Raw genomic sequence first — 20,627 nt, 5'->3', positions numbered from 1 at the left:
TTATATCCCGATAATCGGCTGCAAAAGACGTTCAATAATTCCTTTGAATTTGGTCGGTTTTTCCGTCGCGACCAAACAAATGCATGGGCCACCACCTGGCTCAACAATTGGTTGATGTTCCACATGCTCATCCAAATCCGCAATATCACCTGGCCCAAACCGACCAAACCGATCATTGTAGGCGCCAGACAAAATCAGCGTCATTTCCATACCGCCATGCCCATGTTCTGGCACGGCCTGTCCTTCAGCAATATTCAAAAGATAAAGCGAAGATGGCACATCTTTGTCCAAAACAATGTCATGTTTCGAGATACCAGGCGCAACCTTTTTCCATTCAATATCAGCAACTTGTGCACCAAGAAACCGTTGTAATGGCAAAGGCACATCCCCGGCAATCTTTGCGCGCCGTTTAGGGAATGGGTGCACATTCTGCGCATCTACACCGTCGAAGTTCGCTTTGTTTTGATTGTCAATTGCGCCCATTAATTTGGCAAAAGCATCTTGTTCAACTGCGACTTCTTCAGCTGCTTCGAGCAATTGTCCGCCAAGCTCTTCAGCATTATGGGACGCTTTTTGGCATTGTGGGCACATCGCGATATGTGAGGCGACAATAACCGTAAAGGCTTCATCCAAATCGCCTGCGGCGTAACGTACCAATGTCGCATCGTCGAGGTGATGAGTGAGTTTCATCGCACCGCCTCCAATTTTCCTTTTAGCTTGCCATAGGCAAGTCGCATCCTTGATTTAACCGTGCCAATGGGCAGCGATAGCTTTTTAGCAATTTCGCTTTGACTCATGTCCGCAATAAACGCCAATTGAATGACGTCGCGTTGGTCTTGCGGCAACTCTTTCATGGCAGCACTCACGCATTCTTCGCGTTCTACCTGCAACATTGCATCGTCGCTGGATTGCCCATCATCCGCAATTTCCATTTCGTACACATCATCATATGGACGTGACGATGCCTTGCGAAACAGATCAATCCGCGCGTTCCGCGCGATGGTAAAAATCCAAGCACCAACGGTGCCGCGGTCGGGCGAAAACTGAGATGATTTTCTCCAAACCGTCATCATTACGTCTTGCATCAAGTCCTCTGCCTGCATCATGTTCACACCCCCTTTAAGCATCATGGCTTTGATACGGGGTGCAAAATGTTCGAAGAGAGCCTGAAATGCGGCACGATCTTGCTTAGAACCCACCAAGGCAATCAAATGCCGATGATGCTTCGCAAGTTCAATAGCGGTATTGTGGTCGTTGTTACTCACAAGTTTTAACGCCGTTCGCATATTGCAGTCTCCCAATTGTATAAGCGTTACGCATGGGAACGTCGAGTGGATTACTGCAATTCAAAAATAGTTGAAATTACGTAGGACTTATTGCTCGAAATGGGCCTGAACGTCTTTCGCCCACCCCAAAAACAAGCCATCTTCAGTTTGCAGCACTGGCCGTTTCATCAATGATGGATTGGCTTTGAGCAACTCCATCGCAGGCAAAGCGCGCGAAGCCTCATCAAGCTGGCGCCAGGTGGTGGACTTTTTGTTCACCAATTTCTCTTCACCAAACTCTTGCAGAAAACGAGACAAAGCCGCATCATCCAAGGGGGTTTGACGCACATCGACAAACTCAACAGTGTTGCCATTAGCTTCAAGCGTCTTCTTGGCTTTCCTGCAACTGTCGCAGTTTTTCAAACCGTAGAGTTTCATGTTAAATCTCCCCTTTTTTGTAGTTTCTCATAAAGTGATGGTAGAACCAGACCATCATATCCCTTGCGCGAAACACCGTGCCACATGGCTGACAAAATGGCTTCTTCTGTTGCCTCAACAGCCGCCAAAAACAAGCCGTCCAACAAAGTTTCGTCTAAACGGGTTCCTAAAGGTCCCGACGTTGAAAACGCCACGGCAATATCGCCACTGCCATTTCCCAAATAACTACCGGTTCGTCCCAACGCCGCCCCAGAACGCTTAGCGACCCGCTTTAGCTGTCGTGCGTCCAATGGCGCATCTGTTGCCAACACAATAATAATAGATCCTTTGTCCGGACTTTGTGTGTGATCGCTATTTGCCGACAATTTTTTCCCACAAAAGCGGAACTCTGATTGTGCGCCATAGTTTGAGAGCACCAAAGCGCCCAAAGTAAATCGATCGTCACCGATTTCAACGAGCCGTGACGCACTGCCAATCCCCCCTGCATACCCAAAACTCTTCATGCCGGTGCCCGCACCGATTGAACCCAAAGCAAACTCCACGTCTGTGGTATCAAGCGCCACGCGCGCCAATTCTTCAGTCACGTGAAATGCTTGAATATCGTTCAATTGCCCGTCGTTGCATTCAAGCGCAACCGCATTCACCGTAGGTAACCCGCGGCCAATTTTTAGGTTCTCATCAATAGCGCGCTTGATCAAGGTGGTCGTGCAAACCGGCATCGCAAATGTGTTGCTCAACAGAATTGGCGTTTCAAGTTGCCCCAATTCTTCAAGCTGCACCAAGCCAACGCTTTTGCCAAAACCGTTTAGCACTGCAACACCTGCTTCAACCTTGTTGGTAAATAGGTTACCCGCATGTGGCCTTATCGCGGTTACCCCAGTTCGGGCCGTTCCATCGAGCATTGTGGCATGGCCAACGGTTACCCCAGCCACATCTGAAATCAAATTCAGCCCACCGCATGGCAATGTCCACCAGCCACCGCTCAATTGTTCAAACAATGTGTTGTTCCGCATACTCGATCCATCCAAATTAGTGCGTGCATGCTGAAGACCAACACCATCACATGCAATCACCAATTAGTCTTTTCCCCACCACATCAAAGCGAAGGGCATGAAAAAACTAAGATAGAACAAGCGTGCAATATGGTGTGTCGCGACAAATGTTGGGTCCAAGTTCAGCGCAAAGGCCATCGCCGCCATTGCTTCAACGCCCCCCGGTGCAAATGCCACCACCAGTTGGGCAATTGGCAAATCAATTAGCTGCGCCAACAACACCGCAAAAAGAATGGCAGCGAACACGCCGACCAATGTGATCGCCATGCCAGCCCCAAACGCTTTGCGCAATTCAGCCAAAGAAACGCCAGAAAACCGTGTGCCAATCATTGACCCCAAAATCGTGAGCGCCGGCAAAGTAAGCCATTGCGGCATATGCCCCGAAACCAAACCTGACAAATGGGAAATGAGCGAAACAATCATGCCCGCCAACACAAATGCGGCTGGCACCCTAAATTTTTTGAACGCCAAACCAACCAGCGCAGCCATGGCCAAACTAAAGGCCACCCAACGCAAATCCATAAACGTGGTGGGAACAACAAATCCGTTTGCAGCCAAGCCAGACCACACCACCAACATCGGCACCACAAGGGTAAGTGCCAACACACGGATGCTCTGAACAATTGCAACAAGTCTTATGTCGGCTCCCGAATCTACACCAAGCCCAATCACAAAGCTCAAGTGCCCGGGCGAAGCCCCAAGCACGGCTGTTTTCGCGTCATATTTCCAAAATCGTTTCAGCACAAATTGGCTTAAAAAGAACCCCAAAGTCACCGCCAAAACTACAGCGATCAAGCTCAATGGCCACTGTTTGGCCGTTTGATAAACCTCAGGAGTTACACTGGTCCCCATTGATAGACCGATGACCAAAAATGAAACGTCGCGCACCCGCGTTTCAAACGCCAAGTCCAAGCCCAATAAACCTGCTAAGGTAACCGCAATTGAAGGGCCTGTTAGCGCTGGGGCCGGCAAGTTGATCCAAAACGCAATAAGCGCACCAACACCACCAATGGCAAGCGCAAGCGCGGTTTTTCGCCACAATGCGAAATCTGTCATATAATTCACCACAAACTGTTCGAACGATAACCCGCGTGTGCCGAACATGTGTGGGACGATTGGCAAGACTCAACGAGTTAAGTCTTTAAAGATTAAGCAGATAAAAGCGAAACGACAAGATCATTTTTCTGCAAATCCGACTTATCTTGTCACTTGGCGAAAAAATCAGAATGTGCCAACCTGCAGATCCCTCCAAAACGCACAAATGCCTCAAAAAGGTGACTAAATGTACCAGAATATGTCAGGCCTTGCCGCCCAATCCAACTTGAGCGTGATTGACCTGCGCTCCGACACGGTCACCCAACCCAGCCCCGCTATGCGCGCCTTTATGATGGATGCTGAAGTCGGTGATGATGTCTATGGCGATGACACGACCATCAACGCGCTTGAAGCGAAAACTGCAGCACTGCTGGGCAAAGAAGCCGGGTTGTTTTTACCCTCAAGCACCATGTCGAACCTAGCTGCAATGATGGCCCACACCCAGCGCGGCGAAGAGATCATTGTGGGCCGCGGTTACCACATCTTCAAATATGAAGCGGGCGGCTCGTCAGTTTTGGGCGGCGCATTTCCATATCCATTAGAAGTGGCGTTGGACGGCGGCCTAGAGCCAAATGACATTGATGCAACAATTAAGCCTGACGACCCACATTTTCCCATGTCGCGCGTCTTAAGCCTTGAAAACACCCACACTGGCCAAGCGGTATCCTTAGACCGCATCAACGCATGTCTTGATGTGGCAGATAAGCACGGACTAACCAAACATTTGGACGGCGCCCGTTTTTTCAATGCGATCACAAAACTTGGCATTTCTCCCACCGACTTAGCGTCCCGTTTTGACAGCATCAACATCTGCCTATCCAAGGGCCTTGGCGCACCAGTTGGCGCGGTGCTGGTTGGCTCAGCAGCTACCATTGCTGCTGCGCGCCGTTGGCGCAAAATGCTCGGTGGCGGCATGAGGCAAGCTGGGCTGATCGCAGCGGCAGGCATCTATGCGCTCGACAAAAACGTTCGCCGCTTAAAAGACGACCATGATCGCGCTGCCACTTTGGCAAATGAGTTAACTGCACTGAACAAGTTCAAAGTTACCTATCAAGCTAATCAAACCAACATGGTCTATATTGAACCAGCGGCAAAAGATATTGAACCCTTGCGCCAACATCTGGGCGAGCGAGGCATCAATATGGGTGGCGGCAGCCCCGTCCGCATTGTAATGCATTTGGATATTGACGATGACGGATTGACGCGCATTATCGATGGGTTCAAAAGCTATTACAGCTAATTTCAGAGACCCCAAATGATCGCGCCAAAATACAACAACAACCTTTGGACCAACACAGCAGCTGCACCCTTGGCGCTCGACGCGTTCACGGGTGAACTGAACGTTGACCTCATCATCATTGGTGGCGGCTTTACCGGGTGCGCTGCAGCGCTCGAAGCGGCACAAAGGGGCCTGTCCGTTGTTCTATTAGAGGCACAATCCATCGGATATGGCGGCTCTGGCCGCAATGTTGGACTGGTCAATGCAGGGCTCTGGACCCCGCCAGACGATGTTGAAAGCACTTTGGGACAAGCGGCAGGACAAAAGCTAAACGCCGCTCTCGCCAGCGCCCCCGACTTGGTGTTTTCTCTAATCGAGAAGCACCAAATCAACTGCGACGCTGTGCGCAACGGCACCCTGCATTGTGCGCATTCATCACCCGGTTTGAAAGACTTACACTCCCGGTTTACCCAACAAAAAAAGCGCAACGCCCCAGTTGAATTGATCAGTAGAGACGCCACCTGCCAACGCACCGGCAGCGACACTTTTGAAGGGGCTCTGTTTGATCCGCGTGCGGGCACTATTCAGCCCTTGAGCTATTGTCAAGGATTAGCGCAAGCCGCCATCACAAAGGGCGCCAAACTGTTTGAGAACAGCCCAGCCCTTTCCATTGAACGACAACTCGAACAATGGCAGGTAAAAACCCAAAACGGAATGGCAACAGCACCAAACCTGATCGTGGCCACCAACGCCTATTCAAACGATCAACTGCTCGGCCAACAAGCCCGCTTTACACTTGTTCATTATTTTCAGTTCGCAACTGAACCTTTAACTGACAAAGAACGCGAAACCGTTCTGCCAAACCTTGAGGGCTGTTGGGACACCGCATTGGTCATGTCTTCGTTCCGCTATGATCGAGATGGCAGGCTGTTGGTTGGCTCTGTTGGCTCATTGGACCACGCCGCCTCTACAACCCACGAGTTTTGGGCGCAAAAGAAATTGGCTGCGATTTACCCTCAACTCGCCCACAAAAAGCTTGATCATGCCTGGCATGGGCGCATTGCCATGACTCACGATCATTTGCCAAAACTGGTCGAATTTGGCCCCAACGCCTATTCCGTATTTGGCTATTCAGGGCGGGGCATTGGCCCTGGCACTGTTTTTGGCACATCACTGGCACAAATGATTGCCACAGGCGACGAAACCCACCTGCCGATGCCCCCTATTAGCGAATACTCAGAGCAATTCACCAAAATGGCAGGTCTTTATTACGAAACAGGATCAGTTCTCACCCACGCTTCGTTTGCCGCAGGGCGCAGCCTAATCGGACGCTAAGCGCTTTCCCGCCAAATCATCTAAAATTGGGCAATCTGGCCGGTGGTCCCCATGACAATTGTCGATCAAAACCGACAAGGTTGACTTGAGAGAATTGAGTTCTTTGATCTTTTGCTCAATCAATGCGATCTTTTTCTTGGCAATAACTTTCACATCGGCGCTAGCGCGTTGCTCATCGTTATAAAGCGAAAGCAACACGCGGCACTCTTCAATGGTAAACCCGAGGCTGCGCGAACGTTGCAAAAAGCACAATCGATGAATGTCCTCTTCGCAATAGTCGCGATAGCCATTGTCCGCCCGACTAGGGCGAACCAGCTCAATCTCTTCGTAGTAGCGGATCGTTTTAGCGGGCAAACCCGAACGATCCGCTGCCTGACCAATATTCATCGCTTGGCCTTTTCACGGCATCCATAGGTGGCCACCAATTCTTTGATGTCTTCTTCCGAAAACCCAATTTTTTGCGCCAATTCGATCATATGCTCGAACTCTTTTTTCTCAACAGGACACATGTGTGTTTCCTTCTCTTTCTTGCGGCTAAAGCTTTAGCCCGCGCAATCTTAGTGCGTTTGAAATAACAGAAACCGATGACAAGCTCATGGCAGCGGCCGCCAGCATGGGGGACAACAAAGCCCCCGTTAGCGGAAACAGAACACCCGCGGCAATCGGCACACCAATGGTATTGTAAGCAAAGGCAAAAAACAGATTTTGCTTGATGTTGTTGATGGTTGCTTTGGACAGCTTGCGGGCCCGCACGATGCCCACCAGATCGCCCTTCAAAAGGGTAATCCCCGCGCTTTCAACCGCCACGTCCGCGCCCGTTCCCATGGCCAAACCAACGTCGGCAGCGGCCAAAGCGGGCGCATCATTTACCCCATCGCCCGCAACCGCCACCTTATGGCCTTTCGCACGAAAAGCTTCGACCAAATCCTTTTTACCTTCAGGCAACACATCAGCATAAACTTCATCAATGCCCAATTGTTCCGCAACAGCTTTTGCGGTCGCTTCATTATCACCCGTGGCCATAACCACTTTGAGGCCCTGACGATGAAGTTCATCAATTGCTTGTTTGGTTGTGGGTTTTATCGGATCAGCCACCGCAATCATGCCAGCATATTGACCTTCAACAGCAACAAACATCACAGTTTTGCCTTTTGAACGAAGCTCATTTGCCGCATCCGCCATTGCCGCTACATCTACCTTAGCGCCATCCATAAGCGCCTGATTGCCCAACAACACAGCTTTTCCCTCAATGCTGCCCGCAACACCTTTACCGGTGATCGCCTCAAATCCGTCAACAGATTGAATTTGAGCACCTTTTTCTTTCGCCGCCTCAAATATTGCTTCGGCAAGCGGATGTTCAGAGCCGCTCTCGAGCGACCCAACAATGCTGAGCAGTTGCTCTTCATCAACCTCTGGTGCTGGCAAAATATCGGTCAAGTGCGGCTGCCCTTGGGTAAGCGTTCCGGTCTTATCAACAATCACAACATCCACTTCGGCCATGCGCTCAAGTGCTTCAGCTTCACGCACCAAAACCCCAGCTTGCGCACCGCGTCCTGTTGCTGTCATCACCGACATAGGCGTCGCCAAACCAAGCGCACAAGGACACGCAATAATCAGCACTGAAACCCCCGCTATCGTTGCAAAAACAATTGCGGGCTGTGGCCCAACAAATAGCCAAACAAAAAACGCAATCACTGCCACGCCAACCACCGTTGGCACAAAATAGCCAGCAACCTTATCGGCCAAGCCTTGGATGGGTGCACGAGAACGTTGTGCAGCTGCAACCATCGCCACAATTTTTGCAAGCATTGTCTGGTCGCCAACTTTTTTGGCTTCAATGATAATCGAGCCATTCTTGTTGATCGTTCCGCCAGTTACCGATGCGCCAATGGTCTTTTCAACCGGCACCGGTTCACCAGTAATCAAACTCTCATCAATATTGGTTTTGCCTTCAAGCACGACCCCATCTACGGGCACGCTTTCACCTGGACGCACGCGCAATTTGTCGCCGGACAGAATGTTTTCGAGCGGAGCATCATACTCAGAACCATCCGCATTTATTCGACGCGCTTTCTTTGGCGCGAGATCAAGCAAAGCCCGAATCGCATCGCCGGTGCGCTCACGCGCCCGCAGTTCCAAAACCTGGCCCACGAATACCAGCGCAATAATCACCACCGCCGCTTCAAAATAAACTGGCGCATGTCCGCCCATCAATACTTCAGGCGGGAAGATTTGCGGCGCCACTGTCGCCACAACGCTGAACCCAAACGCAGCTCCAACGCCGAGCATAATCAGCGTCCACATGTTGTAATTGCCGGTGCGCAAAGACATCCAACCCCGTTCAAAAAACGGGAATGCCGCCCACAAGACAACAGGCGTCGCCAACGCAAGTTCAATCCATACCGCGATGTTTTCGCCAATCCAATGCCGGATCGGCAAACCAACCATAGGTCCCATAGTCAATATCAACAAAGGAATAGCCGCCGCTATACTGACCCATAGCCGACGGGTGAAATCAACCAACTCGTGGTTTTCCCCCTCTGGCACCCCATCCATTGGTTCAAGCGCCATCCCACAAATCGGGCACGTCCCCGGCCCTTCTTGCACAATTTCAGGATCCATTGGGCAAGTGTACATTGCCGTCTTGGGCGCAGCTTTCGCTTTTCGTTTGTTCGCACCTGACAAATAGAAGAATGGATCAGCCTCAAATTTGGCATGACATTTAGGGTTACAGAAGTGATATTCTTTTCCCTCATGGGTCAAATGTGGCTTACCCGCACCCAATTTCACCGTCATCCCACATACTGGGTCAATCACGCTATCAGGTGTGATTCCACCTTCGTGTGCATGATCATGCCCGCAACCGCATGTTTTTTCATTAGATTTGCTATCGATTGTCGTCTCGGACATTGGGCGATCCACCGTCAATTGTTGAACTTGACAGCATATATAAACCTTACAGTAATTGGAAGGTCAAGGACGCATAGCAGCTGCGACATTTAGGAACATCTGGCACCAAAAAATATTGAACAGTGCAAGGCTAAGACTTATCGCCCCACTTTGCAGCGCCATCGCGCACCAATTGCACAAACTCCTGTCGCAAGTCATTCAACTTGTCTAATTCCGCTTGGTCCTCGTAGTCCGCGCAGTGCTCGAGCACATATTCAGCACTTGCCACAACATCACGCCAACGCGGATGAGTTGGCAAGGTTTCAACACTGAAGTACTTATCAAGCGTTCGCGTTTGCAGCGAAGAACGATCCAAATGAACACGCCAAATCCCGCTTTTTTCCGCAAATTCAAACTTGTTGGATTTCGTATGGTCTTGCCACACACAAAGCACGCTTTTCATTAAACGAACTGTGGTTTTGCGATAGTGAACGCGGTCGGGTTGATCATCAACTGCTGAAACCATGGACAGTCTTGGCGGCACAGAAGCCATTGGCACTTCAATTGTTTCCAGTGCTTTTTGCAGTGCTGCAATATCGGCCGTTTTCGAACCAGTCTCGTTGCTCTGTTCTGGAACCAAAACCAAACTCAACCCGCCACCGGCTTCTTGGTCCATTTCAAACGCAAAAACCGTGACCTCACCAACGCCAGCCATTGAAAGGGTTCTGGGCTCCGCCTGCCCGTTAGCATTGCAGTCCTCAAGTAGGGAGTGAAAGAATCCCGCTGGCATGCGCGATGAAATATCTACGCCTTCAACATCGGTGCCAATCCAATTGAGCGCAAATCGGTTCGCATAGGTCAAACGCCCACTTTCATCTACACACCAAAGACCAACATTGAGCGTATCCAACAACCCAGCCATTCGGTTTTGTGACAAACGCAATGCATCTTCCACCTGAATGCGACGCTGCATTTCATTGTGCAATTTCGCGTTTTCTGCCGTTGCTTGGCGCGCTTTTTGCGCTTCCAAAAGCGTACTGATCCGGGCCAGCAGTTCGTCCTTGACGAACGGTTTCACCACATAATCGTTTGCCCCTGCTTCAAGCCCTGCAATAATATCGCGCGTTCGACTACGTGCCGTGACCATAATAATGGGCAGTTCCAACCGGTCAAACCGTTCACGCAATCGTCGCGCCACTTCAAGCCCACTCAAATCGGGCATCATTACATCCAGAATAATCAACTGTGGTTGCGCGGCTTCAATCATCTCAAGCGCGGCTTTGCCGCTGTCTGCAGTGCGAACGCCAAATCCTTGGGGCAGTAAAACATTGCGTAAAACTTGCAAATTAATGGGTTCGTCATCCACCACCAAAATGTCCGGCGCACCCTTTTTCTTGGGCGCTTCATAAGTCAGGGCCAGATTGTCCAAACTGTTTAGCGTTTCATGATATCCATCTTCTAATCCCGCCACCACGGGCACGCCTTCATGTTCAAAATCTTGTTGCGTGGCAGACCGCAACCTCAGTGAAAAATTGGACCCTTCACCCAATGCACTTGTGGCAGTTAACCGTCCACCAAGTATGGTCGCCAGCTGGCGCGCAATGGTCAGCCCTAACCCAGTGCCTCCAGTTTTGCGTGCCGTATCGACCCCATCATCGGCCTGCTCCAGCGGCTGGAACATGCGGCCCAAATCTTCTTGCGAAATGCCAACGCCGGTATCAACAATTGAAATATCCACCCAGTCGTCTTTTGCCTCTGCAAAAATGCGGATGGAGCCAGCTTCAGTATATTTGATCGCGTTGCCAACAAGGTTGTGCAAAATCTGCTCAAGCCGCACCGGGTCAGCCATCACCAACGGCGTATCCTTTTCAATATCCACCCGCAAGGTAACCGGTTCGCCCTGCAACAAAGGCTCAGACAGCTGCAAAACATTGCGCACACTTGTTGCCACATCAACCGGGTGCATATCCAGCCGCATTCGCCCTTGCCGAATACGATAAAGGTCGAGCAGGTCATCAACCAAGCGCGACAGTTTTCGCGCACTAAACGTTATAAGCTGCAACTGGCTGCGCTGTCGCTCGCTCAAGTCCCCAGCCACACCAGCGGACAAGGTTTCGGATATACCAACAATGCCATTCAGAGGGGTGCGCAACTCGTGGCTAGTATTGGCCAAAAACGTGTCCTTCATCCGGTCAGCTTCTTCAAGCTGCGCGTTTTTTTCGCCAATCGCCTCAACGTTGGCATTGATTTGGCTAAGCTGTTCGCGCACGGCATCGCGCATGCGGCCAAAGCTGTCCGCTAACCGTTTCAACTCGATTGGCTTCTCAATCCGTGGCATCGAGCGATTAAGGTCCCCTGCCGCAATCGCTTCAGCGGTGTTTGTGATCCGCAAAATTGGATTGGTGGCACTGCGTGCCAGCCGCGCCGCAATCAAAAACAATATGGGGATCGCCAAAAGGGCAATGGTTGTCACAGTCCCAATTAGAGTATTGGCCGTTGAGTAAGCTTGGGCCGACGGCACTTCACTCACTAATAGCCAGTTCGCATCGAACACGGGCACATCCCCAAAGGCCGCCAAAGCCGCACTGCTCGAAAGACCCCGGTCAATTTTCGCGGTCCCCGAATTTGGTAATGTCGCTCGATCAATCGCCGGTCTTTCCCCAATCGCATATATGCCATCCAAGGGCTGGCTCAGCACCTGCCGACGCGAGGACAACAAATAGATTTGCCCCGCCTCTCGCGTTTCAGATTGCACGATCCGCTCAATTCCATCCGTTTGCAGCCGGAAGATCACGGCCCCGCTCGGGCGTGAATAAAACCGCACCTTAACCGCCACATAGGCAACAAACTCACCAGTCACGGGGTCATGTTCAAAATCGCCAAAAACGATGCCTTGATCAGTTTCCCCGTTCAACACCTCATGGGCAACCTTTGCCAAAGGCGAATTGGACACCGCCCCGGATATGCTGGTCGCAAGGTAATTGTCTTTTTCAACCGAATAGACAATGCGGCCACCATTATTCACGAGATAAAGATTGTCATATTCTGAGGAGGCCAAAAAAGCCTCATATTCGCCGTGGAACTGAGTATGCATATTGTCGTAAATCAACGCAGAACTGATTAGATCGTCACGACTGATGGCATTTTCACCGGCGCCGATTCCAAACGCGCCGCGCAATATCCGTGCAGCTTCTTCTGGCTCGGTAGATATTTCGCGAAACCCGTAGCTAAAACCGTAAAATTCGCCAATTGAATAGCGCACAATATTGGTCTGGCTCAGGCTGTCGGCTTGGCGTGAAGCGAACTGAATATATTGCCTGATCTCGGAACGTTTTGCTTCGTTTACAAATTCAAGTTTGGCAAAATTTTCCCCTTCAACATTGCGGATTAGCACGTAGAAGAAAGTCGCGCTGACGATAAGCAAGGGGATCAACGATATGCCTGCAAAGGCCAGTAAAAGGCGCGCATGCAAACCTTTGGGCGCCAGAATGTCGATGCCGAAATAATTCACCTAATACTCCCTCAAAACAACGCCAAAGCGCCCTTTTTGTCCCAGCCAAACTTTGCCCAACTTCGTCTCTTGTTCTCTATCCCAATAACAAGACAACCATCACTTTTGACGATTTTACGGCACATTTTTCAGAACCGTTGAAGTGACTCTAGGTATTAAATTGGTTCTGTATAGGATTTCCGGTATTGATGGCCAGGTCAAGTTTCATTTTTGGCACCGATCCGGAACGAGGGATTTGCAGCGCAATCAATGATGTTGCAGATTATGAGGAATATTTTTAGGAGGAAACCCCATGCGTTCTAGCATGATTTTGCCCGCAATTGCGTCTGCGCTTATGCTGACAACAGCAGGTGCTCAAGCCGAAGCGATTTTGACAGCCGTGCCGCACCAAACTACGGCGCACATCGAAAACTACAACCCATTCAACCAAACAACTGTTTTGCGCTCTGTACGTGACTTCATGTACGAGCAACTCGTTGTCTTCAACCGCATCCAAGGTGGCCGCGCTGAATACCGTTTGGCAGAAAGCTTTGAATATTCTGACGATCTTAAGTCAGTAACGTTCAAGCTTCGCGATGGCCTAAAATGGTCGGACGGCGAAGCGCTTGACGCTGACGATGTGGTATTCACCTTCAACCTGATCAAAGAACACCCAGCGCTCGACGTTCGTGCGATTTGGGAAAAATTGGATAGTGTTGAAAAAGTCGACGCCACCTCTGTCAAAGTGAACTACAAAGAAGCAAGCACTGGCCTGATCTTTGATGTGGCACGTTTGCACACGGTGCCTGAACACATTTGGTCATCAATTGAAGATCCTGTGAGCAGCTTGAACTTGAACCCGGTTGGTTCTGGTCCGCTTACAGAAATCCGTCGCTTTACACCGCAAGAATATGTGCAGTGTCGCAACCCGTTCTATTTCCAGAATGACGATCTTGCAGTTGACTGCATGCGCTTCCCACAAATCGCCAACAACGACCAAGCCCTAACAGCAGCCGCAAAAGGCGAGTTGGATTGGTTTGGCTCATTCCTGCCCGACATTGAAAAAACCTACGTTGCAAAAGACCCAGAAAACCACAAATACTGGTTCCCTGGTGGCTCGTTGGTCATTTTCAACATGAACATGAATGCAACCGAAGAGGGCAACAAAGAAGCCTTTAACGACGTTAATTTCCGTCGCGCGTTCTCCATGTCAATGGATCGCCAAGCAATGGTTGATATTGCAGGTTACGGTTACCCAACAATCAACCAATATCCATCTGGTCTTGGCCGTGGTTACCACGCTTGGAACAATCCAGAAGCTGATGCACAATATGGCAAGTTCACCGAATATAATGTAGAAGCTGCAGCAGCATTGTTGGCAGAAGCTGGCTACAAAGATACCGATGGTGACGGTTTTGTTGAAACACCATCAGGCAAACAAATCTCGTTTGATCTGATCGTGCCAAACGGCTGGACTGACTGGGTGAACACCGTGCAATTGGCTGTTGAAGGGCTGCATGAAGCCGGCGTGAATGCGCGTGTTGCAACCCCTGAAGCTGCTGCATGGACACAAAGCTTGCTTGATGGCAGCTACCAAGCCGGTATCAACGCTTTGGTTGTCGGCGTTACACCACACATGGCGTTCGATACGTTCCATTCGTCAAAAGTGGGCTCAAGCCGCTTCTCAGTAACTGGTTACACCAATGAAGAGTTGGACGGGTTGCTTGATAGCTTCTTCAAAACATCTGATGAAGCCGAACAGCGTGCCATCATGAACGACGTGCAAATGATTTTGTCAAAAGATATGCCGCACGTTGCTGTGTTCAACAACCCATATTGGTACCAATATTCAACGAAACGTTTTGAAGGCTTCTTCTCTGCCGACAACGACCAAGCTGTACCAACCGTACACGATGGCAACCCAGAACGTATTCTGCACCTGCTTTCAATAAAGCCCAAAAGCTAGATCCTGACACTAGCCTTGAGGGCTTAGTCCCTCCCGGTTGAAAGCATGAACAGGTGGGCGGCGCACAGCATAGCGTCGCCCATTCTCTAAATCTTGGGTGAACATATGTCTTTTATTCTGCGTCGCATTCTCTTTTACATCGTTGCCTTTTTGGTGGCCGCATCTATCAACTTCATGTTGCCCCGCCTGATGCCCGGCAACCCCATCGACATTATGTTCGCCAATGCAGGCAATACATTGCCACCTGAAGCGAAAAAAGCGCTCGCTGAAACGTTCGGCTTTGTGGAACGTCCGCTGTACGAAGAGTATTTCATCTATCTAAAGTCCGTCTTTTCTTGGGATTTTGGCATCTCCATCAAGTACTACCCGCTCACCGTTCTCGACGTCTTGATGATGGCCTTGCCCTGGACCCTGTTCCTAGCTGGCACCTCCGTCATTTTGGCCTTTTGCATTGGCTCCATGTTGGGCGTTTATGCCGCGTGGAAACGGGGCAGCTGGTTCGACAGTTTGGTGTCCCCTTCCGCGCTTGCGGTGCAATCTGTGCCAGCCCTTGTGGTCGCCATTACAACGCTTTACGTTTTCGGCCTTGTGCTGCAATGGCTCCCCACGGGATACGCCTATGCGCCAGCGCTTGATCCGGGTTGGACCTGGTCCTATTTCGGCTCAATCGCCTATCACGCCATCATGCCCGTCGGCACCCTCGCCTTTGTGTCGCTCGGGGGCTACTTGATCACCATGCGCAATAATATGATTGGGCAGCTGGGAGAAGAACATGTGGTTATGGGCCACGCGAAGGGCCTAACAGACAGCCGCGTGCGCTACAATTACGCCGCTCGCAATGCGCTTTTGCCTTCAATGACCGCATTTGCGCTTAGTCTGGGCTCTGTCATGGGTGGGTCGCTGATTATTGAAATCGTGTTCAACTATCCCGGCCTTGGCAATCTCTTGTTTCAAGGCATTATCGCGCGTGACTATCCGCTGATCCAAGGCCAATTGATCATCATGACCTTGGCCATGCTGACCGCAAATCTGCTCATCGACTTCATCTATATCTTCCTCGATCCACGGCTGCGGAAGGCTTAAACCATGCTCAAATTCTTCTCGATTATTCTGCGCAACAAAAAAGCCACCGCCGGCATGTTGATCGTTCTGGCCTATATCGGCATTGCCTTGGCCGCGCCGCTGATCACCAGTCACGATCCGCTCAAACGCGTCGCCCGCCCCCACCAAGCGCCAACTGTTGAGCATTCCATGGGTTCAACCCGCATGGGCCGCGACGTCTACACCCAATTTGTGTGGGGCACCCGCACCTCGCTGATCGTCGGTTTTGCCGCCGGGCTGATCGTCACGGTCATTGGCACCCTGATCGGCGTCACCGCTGGCTATTTCGGGGGCTGGATTGATGAAACGCTCAACTTCATCACCAACATAGCCTTGGTCATCCCCCAACTGCCGCTTTTGTTGGTGCTTGCCGCCTTCATTGGGCAATCCGATCCCTTTATGATCGCCATGATTATCGGCCTCACGTCTTGGGCGTGGGGGGCAAGGGTGACCCGCGCTCAAACCCTGACCCTGCGCAAACGCGACTTCATTGAAGCATCCGAGCAAATCGGCGAACCCAGCTGGCGCATCATTTGTGTTGAATTGATGCCAAACCTTTTGTCGATCATCGGCTTTAATTTCATCGGTTCGGTGGTTTACACCATCATCACCGAAGCAACGCTTGAATTCTTAGGCCTTGGTGATCCGCTCGCCGTCTCTTGGGGCACAATGCTTTATAACGCACAAACCTCGTCCGCCATCGCGGTTGGCGCATGGTGGGAAGTCTTTGCCCCTTGCATGGCCATTGTGGTGATTGGTGTTGGCTTGTCGCTGCTCAACTTTGGCATCGACGAAATGTCCAACCCACGCCTGCGCACCCTAGGCGCCATCAACAAAGCCGTGAAAGCGCAAAAGAAATTCGACCAGAACTACAAGAACGCAAAAGGGGCCACCTCATGAGTGAAGATCGGTTCCTAGACGTTAAAGGCCTTGAGGTTGATTACATGACGTTGGACGGCCCATTCCGCGCGGTCAAAACCGTCGATCTACACATCAACAAAGGCGAGGTGCTCGGCCTTGCCGGCGAAAGCGGCTGCGGGAAATCAACCATTGCCTATGCTTTGATGCGCCTGCACCGTCCCCCCGCATTCATTTCTGGTGGCTCAATCACCGTAGACGGTGAAGATGTGTTGGCCTTTGACGAAGAGACACTGAACCAATGGCGTTGGAGCAAGGTTTCTTTGGTGTTTCAAAGCGCCATGAATGCACTCAATCCTGTGCTCACCATCTTTGAGCAATTCCGGGACGTCTACCACCGCCACACAGGTAAATCTACGGCCGAAGCGCGCGCCCGTGCAATCGAACTGATGGGGCTTGTGGGCATTGACCCTGCCCGTTTGGACGATTTCCCACATCAACTATCTGGCGGCATGCGCCAACGGGTGGTGCTGGCCAATGCCCTCATTCTTGAGCCGCAAATGATCATCATGGACGAACCAACCACGGCGCTTGATGTGGTGGTGCAACGTGAAATTTTGCAGGAAATCGCTGGTTTGCAAGCCAAATTCGGATTTTCAATCCTCTTCATCACGCACGACCTGGCCCTCATGGCCCAGTTCGCCGATCGAATTGCCATCATGCTGGAAGGCGAAATTGTTGAGGTGAACGACACACAAGAAATCGTCAATAACCCGCAGCACGACTACACCAAGAAACTATGGGAAGCGATGCCCAGTTTTGATGATACAAAGGGAGTGGCGTAAATGTCAGCACCAGCATTTCTAACCCTCGATCAGGTCCATAAGACCTACACGCTTAAAACCATGTTTGGCCCCACCAAACAGGTTAAAGCACTGCAAGATATTTCCTTCTCGCTACAAAAAGGCCAAGCCCTCGCGCTGGTCGGCGAAAGCGGATCAGGCAAATCAACTTGTGGCCGCGCCGTGGCGGGCATGTTCCAAATCGACAGCGGAAAAATCTGCGTTGAAGGCAAACCCATCGCCACAGCGCACACCTCGAAAGAAAAGCGTGAAACCGCCCGCAAAGTGCAAATGGTCTTCCAAGACCCATTCGCTTCGCTGAACCCCACGCACACCGTGCGCCACCACCTTGAACGGCCCCTAAAACTACACAAGCGCGTGCCAGCAGATTCCACGCTAGAAGACGAACTGCACCGCACTTTGACCGATGTTGAGCTGGACCCAGCAGCCACGTTAGAAAAATACCCGCACGAGCTTTCCGGCGGTCAGCGCCAACGCATCAACTTGGCCCGTGCTTTGGCCGTGGGGGCTGAATTGATCATCGCGGATGAACCAACCTCGATGCTTGACGTGTCCATCCGCCGCTCTATTTTGAACCTAATGAAACGCTTAAAAGACGAGCGCGGCATCACGTTTCTTTATATCACCCACGATCTCGCAACGGCCCACTATCTAACGGAAAACACAGCCGTTATGTTTGGCGGCCGCATCGTTGAATATGGCCCGTCCGACCAAATCGTGCGTGATCCACAACACGCTTATTCAAAGCTGTTGCTTTCCTCAGTCCCCAGCGCCAAAACAAAAATTGACGCGAATTTTGAACATGCCAAAGACTTTTCAAACTTCGCTGATGAAGTGCGAAAAGCCACGGCAGCCAGCACAGCGCCCTTGGCCAGCATCGGCGAAGGGCGCATGATGAGAAGTTAGCGCGTTTGCACATTCTTCTGCCGGCCGTGAATTTAGGATGGAACCTTAGCACGGCCAAAAATTTGCATAAGCGCGTACATACTCAACGCAACCGATGGGCCAATGCCCAAAGCAAACATGACGGTACCAAAGCCAACACCACCGCCCAAACTCCAGCCAATTGCAATCACCCCAAGTTCAATGCCGCTACGTACCCAGGCAATGGGCAAGTTGGTGATCCTTTGCAAACCGGTCATCAATCCGTCGCGCGGGCCCGGCCCCAAATTGGCGATCAAATAAAGCGCTCCACCAAAGCCTGTGACCAACAAGCCAAACACGGCCTCCGATACCTTTAGAAAAATATTGTCGAAGGTTGGCAAATGCGGCAGCACAAAACTAAGCACCAGCGAGATAATGATCGCATTCAACAAGGTGCCAATGCCCGGGCTTTGCTTTAGTGGAATCCAACAAATCAGCACACCAACGCTGATGACAAAACTGGCGAGCCCAATATCCCAACCGGTGATTTTGGTTACACCCTCCGCAAAAACCGTCCATGGGCTAAGCCCAACAGCCCCAGCAATAATAAGTGCTTCACCAAGCCCGAACAGAAATAATCCAACAACCAAAAAAGCCAAAGAAATGGCTGGCGGCCGAAACGTTAGGGCTTTGGGCGCACTCCAAAAAAGCCGTGGGACTTCCTTCACGGAAAGAAACTTCAGATTCATGCGCATTGGAAATGTTCCCGCGGAAGGTTGATGCTTATCGTTCTGCTATGCTTGTTACAGCTTTTCAACCTTTGGCGAAACCAGCAATTGCTTTGATGATGCAACTGATAACCTAAAGTACAAGACATCAATTAGGGATTTATTTACCATCCTGATCTTGATCAAGGCGCTTGGCCGCACCATGATTAGTCTTAAATTTGCACTCTTTAAAAAACAGGGAAGACGATCATGCGATTTACCTCCTTAATACTGGCATTTCTGGCAATATTGATCACCCCAATACTTGCCCAAGAATCCAAAGAAGAACGACTAGATTTCGGCGGTGATATTTATATCGGCGCTGAAAGCCCCGAAATTACAAATACTGTAGCCAATGATGTTTTTGCCACAGGCTACAAACCCACCGTTAGCGCCACCGTAAACGGCGATGTGCATGCCGCAGGCTTTGAAGTTATCGTGGATGGCGACGTCATGGGCAACACCTATGCCTTTGGCAATATGGTTCGCATCAATGGCGCAACGGCCAAAGACGTTACCTCGTCCGGCTCAAGCGTTCGGATTGACGGTGAAGTGGGCGGTAATGTGCGCGCAGCGGGCGCGGACGTGACCATCAATGCCCCCGTTTTAGGTTCGGTTTTGATCGGCGCTGCACGTTTTGACCTCAATGCAAATGTTAAAGGCGACGTCAGCTTTTCTGGTGACCGGATAAGTTTTGGCGAGGGGGCGAAAGTTGATGGCGCCCTAACCATTCGCTCCACACGAGACGACATCAAAGTGCCCGCCTCTGTCGCTTCGGCCGACCGGGTCACCATTGAAAAAATCACCCAGCCAGAAATGGTGTCCGGTATGGGCGATGTGGCCAAACAAACCACCCAAGGCTTGCTGATCGCATGGGTGTCTGCCATGCTGTTGCTGTTGATCTTGCCCATCGTTGGCATAATCTGGTTGGCACTATTTCCCAAACGCAGCCAAATCGCTTATGAAGTGGCCATCGCCAAACCGTTCAAATCCATCTTCTTTGGCATGTTGGGCGTAGCCATGTTCATCGGTCTCATTCCAGTTTTGGGCGTAACCCTCATCGGAATCCCACTGATCCCAGTCGCTATTGTTATGATGATCGTGTCTGTGTTTTTGGGCTATATCGCAGGTGCATGGTTCCTTGCCGCAAGGGTGCTTGAAGCCTTTGGCTTTGAAGGTGACACATTGGCCAAACGCGCCATTGCCATGGTCGCCGGCATCATCCTTGCCTTCATCCTGGGGCTCATCCCCTTCATTGGTTGGCTGATCGGCCTGTTAATCGGCTTTATCGGCTTAGGCGGCATCCTGTTCGCCTATGTTGGCCGCACGATCAACAAACAGTTCCACGAAGACGTGGCCGCCGAGGTTGATCGGCTGGCATAGAGCAGCTGGTTAAAACCCAATGAAATCAGAAGCGCCGCCCCA

The 20,627-nt window shown here is 51.0% G+C and carries 18 protein-coding genes; 8 read left to right on the top strand and 10 right to left on the bottom strand.

All coding sequences use genetic code 11. The features are described from left to right. From O4H47_RS14170 to O4H47_RS14150, 5 genes are all read right to left on the bottom strand, one after another. Positions 1–690, bottom strand: a complete 690-nt coding sequence (locus O4H47_RS14170; protein WP_269394656.1) for a ChrR family anti-sigma-E factor — start codon at positions 688–690, stop codon at positions 1–3. Then, positions 687–1,286: a sigma-70 family RNA polymerase sigma factor gene (locus O4H47_RS14165; protein ID WP_269394655.1), complete on the bottom strand. Its 600-nt coding sequence runs from the start codon at positions 1,284–1,286 to the stop codon at positions 687–689. Before O4H47_RS14165 ends, O4H47_RS14170 begins: the two co-directional genes overlap by 4 nt. 87 nt (positions 1,287–1,373) lie before the next feature. Further along, positions 1,374–1,703: an ArsC/Spx/MgsR family protein gene (locus tag O4H47_RS14160; RefSeq protein ID WP_269394654.1), complete on the bottom strand. Its 330-nt coding sequence runs from the start codon at positions 1,701–1,703 to the stop codon at positions 1,374–1,376. After that, complete coding sequence (locus O4H47_RS14155; protein ID WP_269394653.1) at positions 1,700–2,716, bottom strand: P1 family peptidase; 1,017 nt, start codon at positions 2,714–2,716, stop codon at positions 1,700–1,702. The genes O4H47_RS14160 and O4H47_RS14155 overlap by 4 nt, the downstream gene beginning before the upstream one ends. A gap of 63 nt (positions 2,717–2,779) precedes the next feature. Further along, the gene (locus O4H47_RS14150; protein WP_269394652.1) at positions 2,780–3,811 is read right to left on the bottom strand and encodes an AbrB family transcriptional regulator; all 1,032 of its coding nucleotides are present in this window, start codon (positions 3,809–3,811) and stop codon (positions 2,780–2,782) included. Positions 3,812–4,037: 226 nt separating this feature from the next. Between O4H47_RS14150 and ltaE the strand changes: the two genes are divergently transcribed. Further along, on the top strand, positions 4,038–5,090 hold the full coding sequence (gene ltaE, locus O4H47_RS14145) for a low-specificity L-threonine aldolase (protein WP_269394651.1): 1,053 nt from the start codon (positions 4,038–4,040) through the stop codon (positions 5,088–5,090). A gap of 15 nt (positions 5,091–5,105) precedes the next feature. Further along, on the top strand, positions 5,106–6,404 hold the full coding sequence (locus O4H47_RS14140; RefSeq protein ID WP_269394650.1) for an NAD(P)/FAD-dependent oxidoreductase: 1,299 nt from the start codon (positions 5,106–5,108) through the stop codon (positions 6,402–6,404). On the opposite strand, the gene cueR is transcribed toward O4H47_RS14140, so the two are convergent. The 4 genes from cueR to O4H47_RS14120 all read right to left on the bottom strand — a co-directional run bounded on the left by cueR (position 6,390) and on the right by O4H47_RS14120 (position 12,804). Then, a complete protein-coding gene (gene cueR, locus O4H47_RS14135) occupies positions 6,390–6,791 on the bottom strand; it encodes a Cu(I)-responsive transcriptional regulator (protein WP_269394649.1) in 402 nt (133 codons plus the stop codon). The two genes, O4H47_RS14140 and cueR, sit on opposite strands and share 15 nt — an antisense overlap. Then, the gene (locus O4H47_RS14130) at positions 6,788–6,913 is read right to left on the bottom strand and encodes a hypothetical protein (RefSeq protein WP_269394648.1); all 126 of its coding nucleotides are present in this window, start codon (positions 6,911–6,913) and stop codon (positions 6,788–6,790) included. Before O4H47_RS14130 ends, cueR begins: the two co-directional genes overlap by 4 nt. A 25-nt stretch (positions 6,914–6,938) precedes the next feature. Further along, on the bottom strand, positions 6,939–9,314 hold the full coding sequence (locus tag O4H47_RS14125; RefSeq protein ID WP_269394647.1) for a heavy metal translocating P-type ATPase: 2,376 nt from the start codon (positions 9,312–9,314) through the stop codon (positions 6,939–6,941). A 130-nt stretch (positions 9,315–9,444) separates the two neighbouring features. Then, positions 9,445–12,804, bottom strand: coding sequence for a response regulator (locus O4H47_RS14120; protein WP_269394646.1), 3,360 nt, complete (start codon positions 12,802–12,804; stop codon positions 9,445–9,447). A 292-nt stretch (positions 12,805–13,096) separates the two neighbouring features. On the opposite strand from O4H47_RS14120, the gene O4H47_RS14115 reads away from it, so the two are divergent. The 5 genes from O4H47_RS14115 (at position 13,097) to O4H47_RS14095 (ending at position 18,477) form a co-directional block, all read left to right on the top strand. After that, on the top strand, positions 13,097–14,749 hold the full coding sequence (locus tag O4H47_RS14115; RefSeq protein WP_269394645.1) for an ABC transporter substrate-binding protein: 1,653 nt from the start codon (positions 13,097–13,099) through the stop codon (positions 14,747–14,749). Positions 14,750–14,854: 105 nt separating this feature from the next. After that, complete coding sequence (locus O4H47_RS14110) at positions 14,855–15,832, top strand: ABC transporter permease (protein WP_269394644.1); 978 nt, start codon at positions 14,855–14,857, stop codon at positions 15,830–15,832. A gap of 3 nt (positions 15,833–15,835) precedes the next feature. Further along, positions 15,836–16,750 (top strand): ABC transporter permease, encoded by a 915-nt coding sequence (locus tag O4H47_RS14105; RefSeq protein WP_269394643.1) that lies wholly within the window; start codon positions 15,836–15,838, stop codon positions 16,748–16,750. Next, entirely contained in the window at positions 16,747–17,553 is an 807-nt protein-coding gene (locus O4H47_RS14100; protein ID WP_269394642.1) for an ABC transporter ATP-binding protein, read from the top strand. The genes O4H47_RS14105 and O4H47_RS14100 overlap by 4 nt, the downstream gene beginning before the upstream one ends. Beyond that, positions 17,554–18,477, top strand: a complete 924-nt coding sequence (locus O4H47_RS14095) for an ABC transporter ATP-binding protein (protein WP_269394641.1) — start codon at positions 17,554–17,556, stop codon at positions 18,475–18,477. A 32-nt stretch (positions 18,478–18,509) separates the two neighbouring features. Here the strand turns inward: O4H47_RS14095 and O4H47_RS14090 are convergent, their stop codons facing one another. Beyond that, complete coding sequence (locus tag O4H47_RS14090; protein ID WP_269394640.1) at positions 18,510–19,190, bottom strand: YczE/YyaS/YitT family protein; 681 nt, start codon at positions 19,188–19,190, stop codon at positions 18,510–18,512. Positions 19,191–19,412: 222 nt separating this feature from the next. On the opposite strand from O4H47_RS14090, the gene O4H47_RS14085 reads away from it, so the two are divergent. Then, positions 19,413–20,585 (top strand): hypothetical protein, encoded by a 1,173-nt coding sequence (locus tag O4H47_RS14085; protein ID WP_269394639.1) that lies wholly within the window; start codon positions 19,413–19,415, stop codon positions 20,583–20,585. Positions 20,586–20,627 lie beyond the last annotated feature (42 nt).

Source organism: Maritalea porphyrae, from assembly GCF_027213965.1.
Lineage (GTDB): Bacteria > Pseudomonadota > Alphaproteobacteria > Rhizobiales > Devosiaceae > Maritalea > Maritalea porphyrae_A.
Note: the sequence above shows the minus strand (reverse complement) of the source record. Positions and strands in the feature narration are given on the sequence as shown.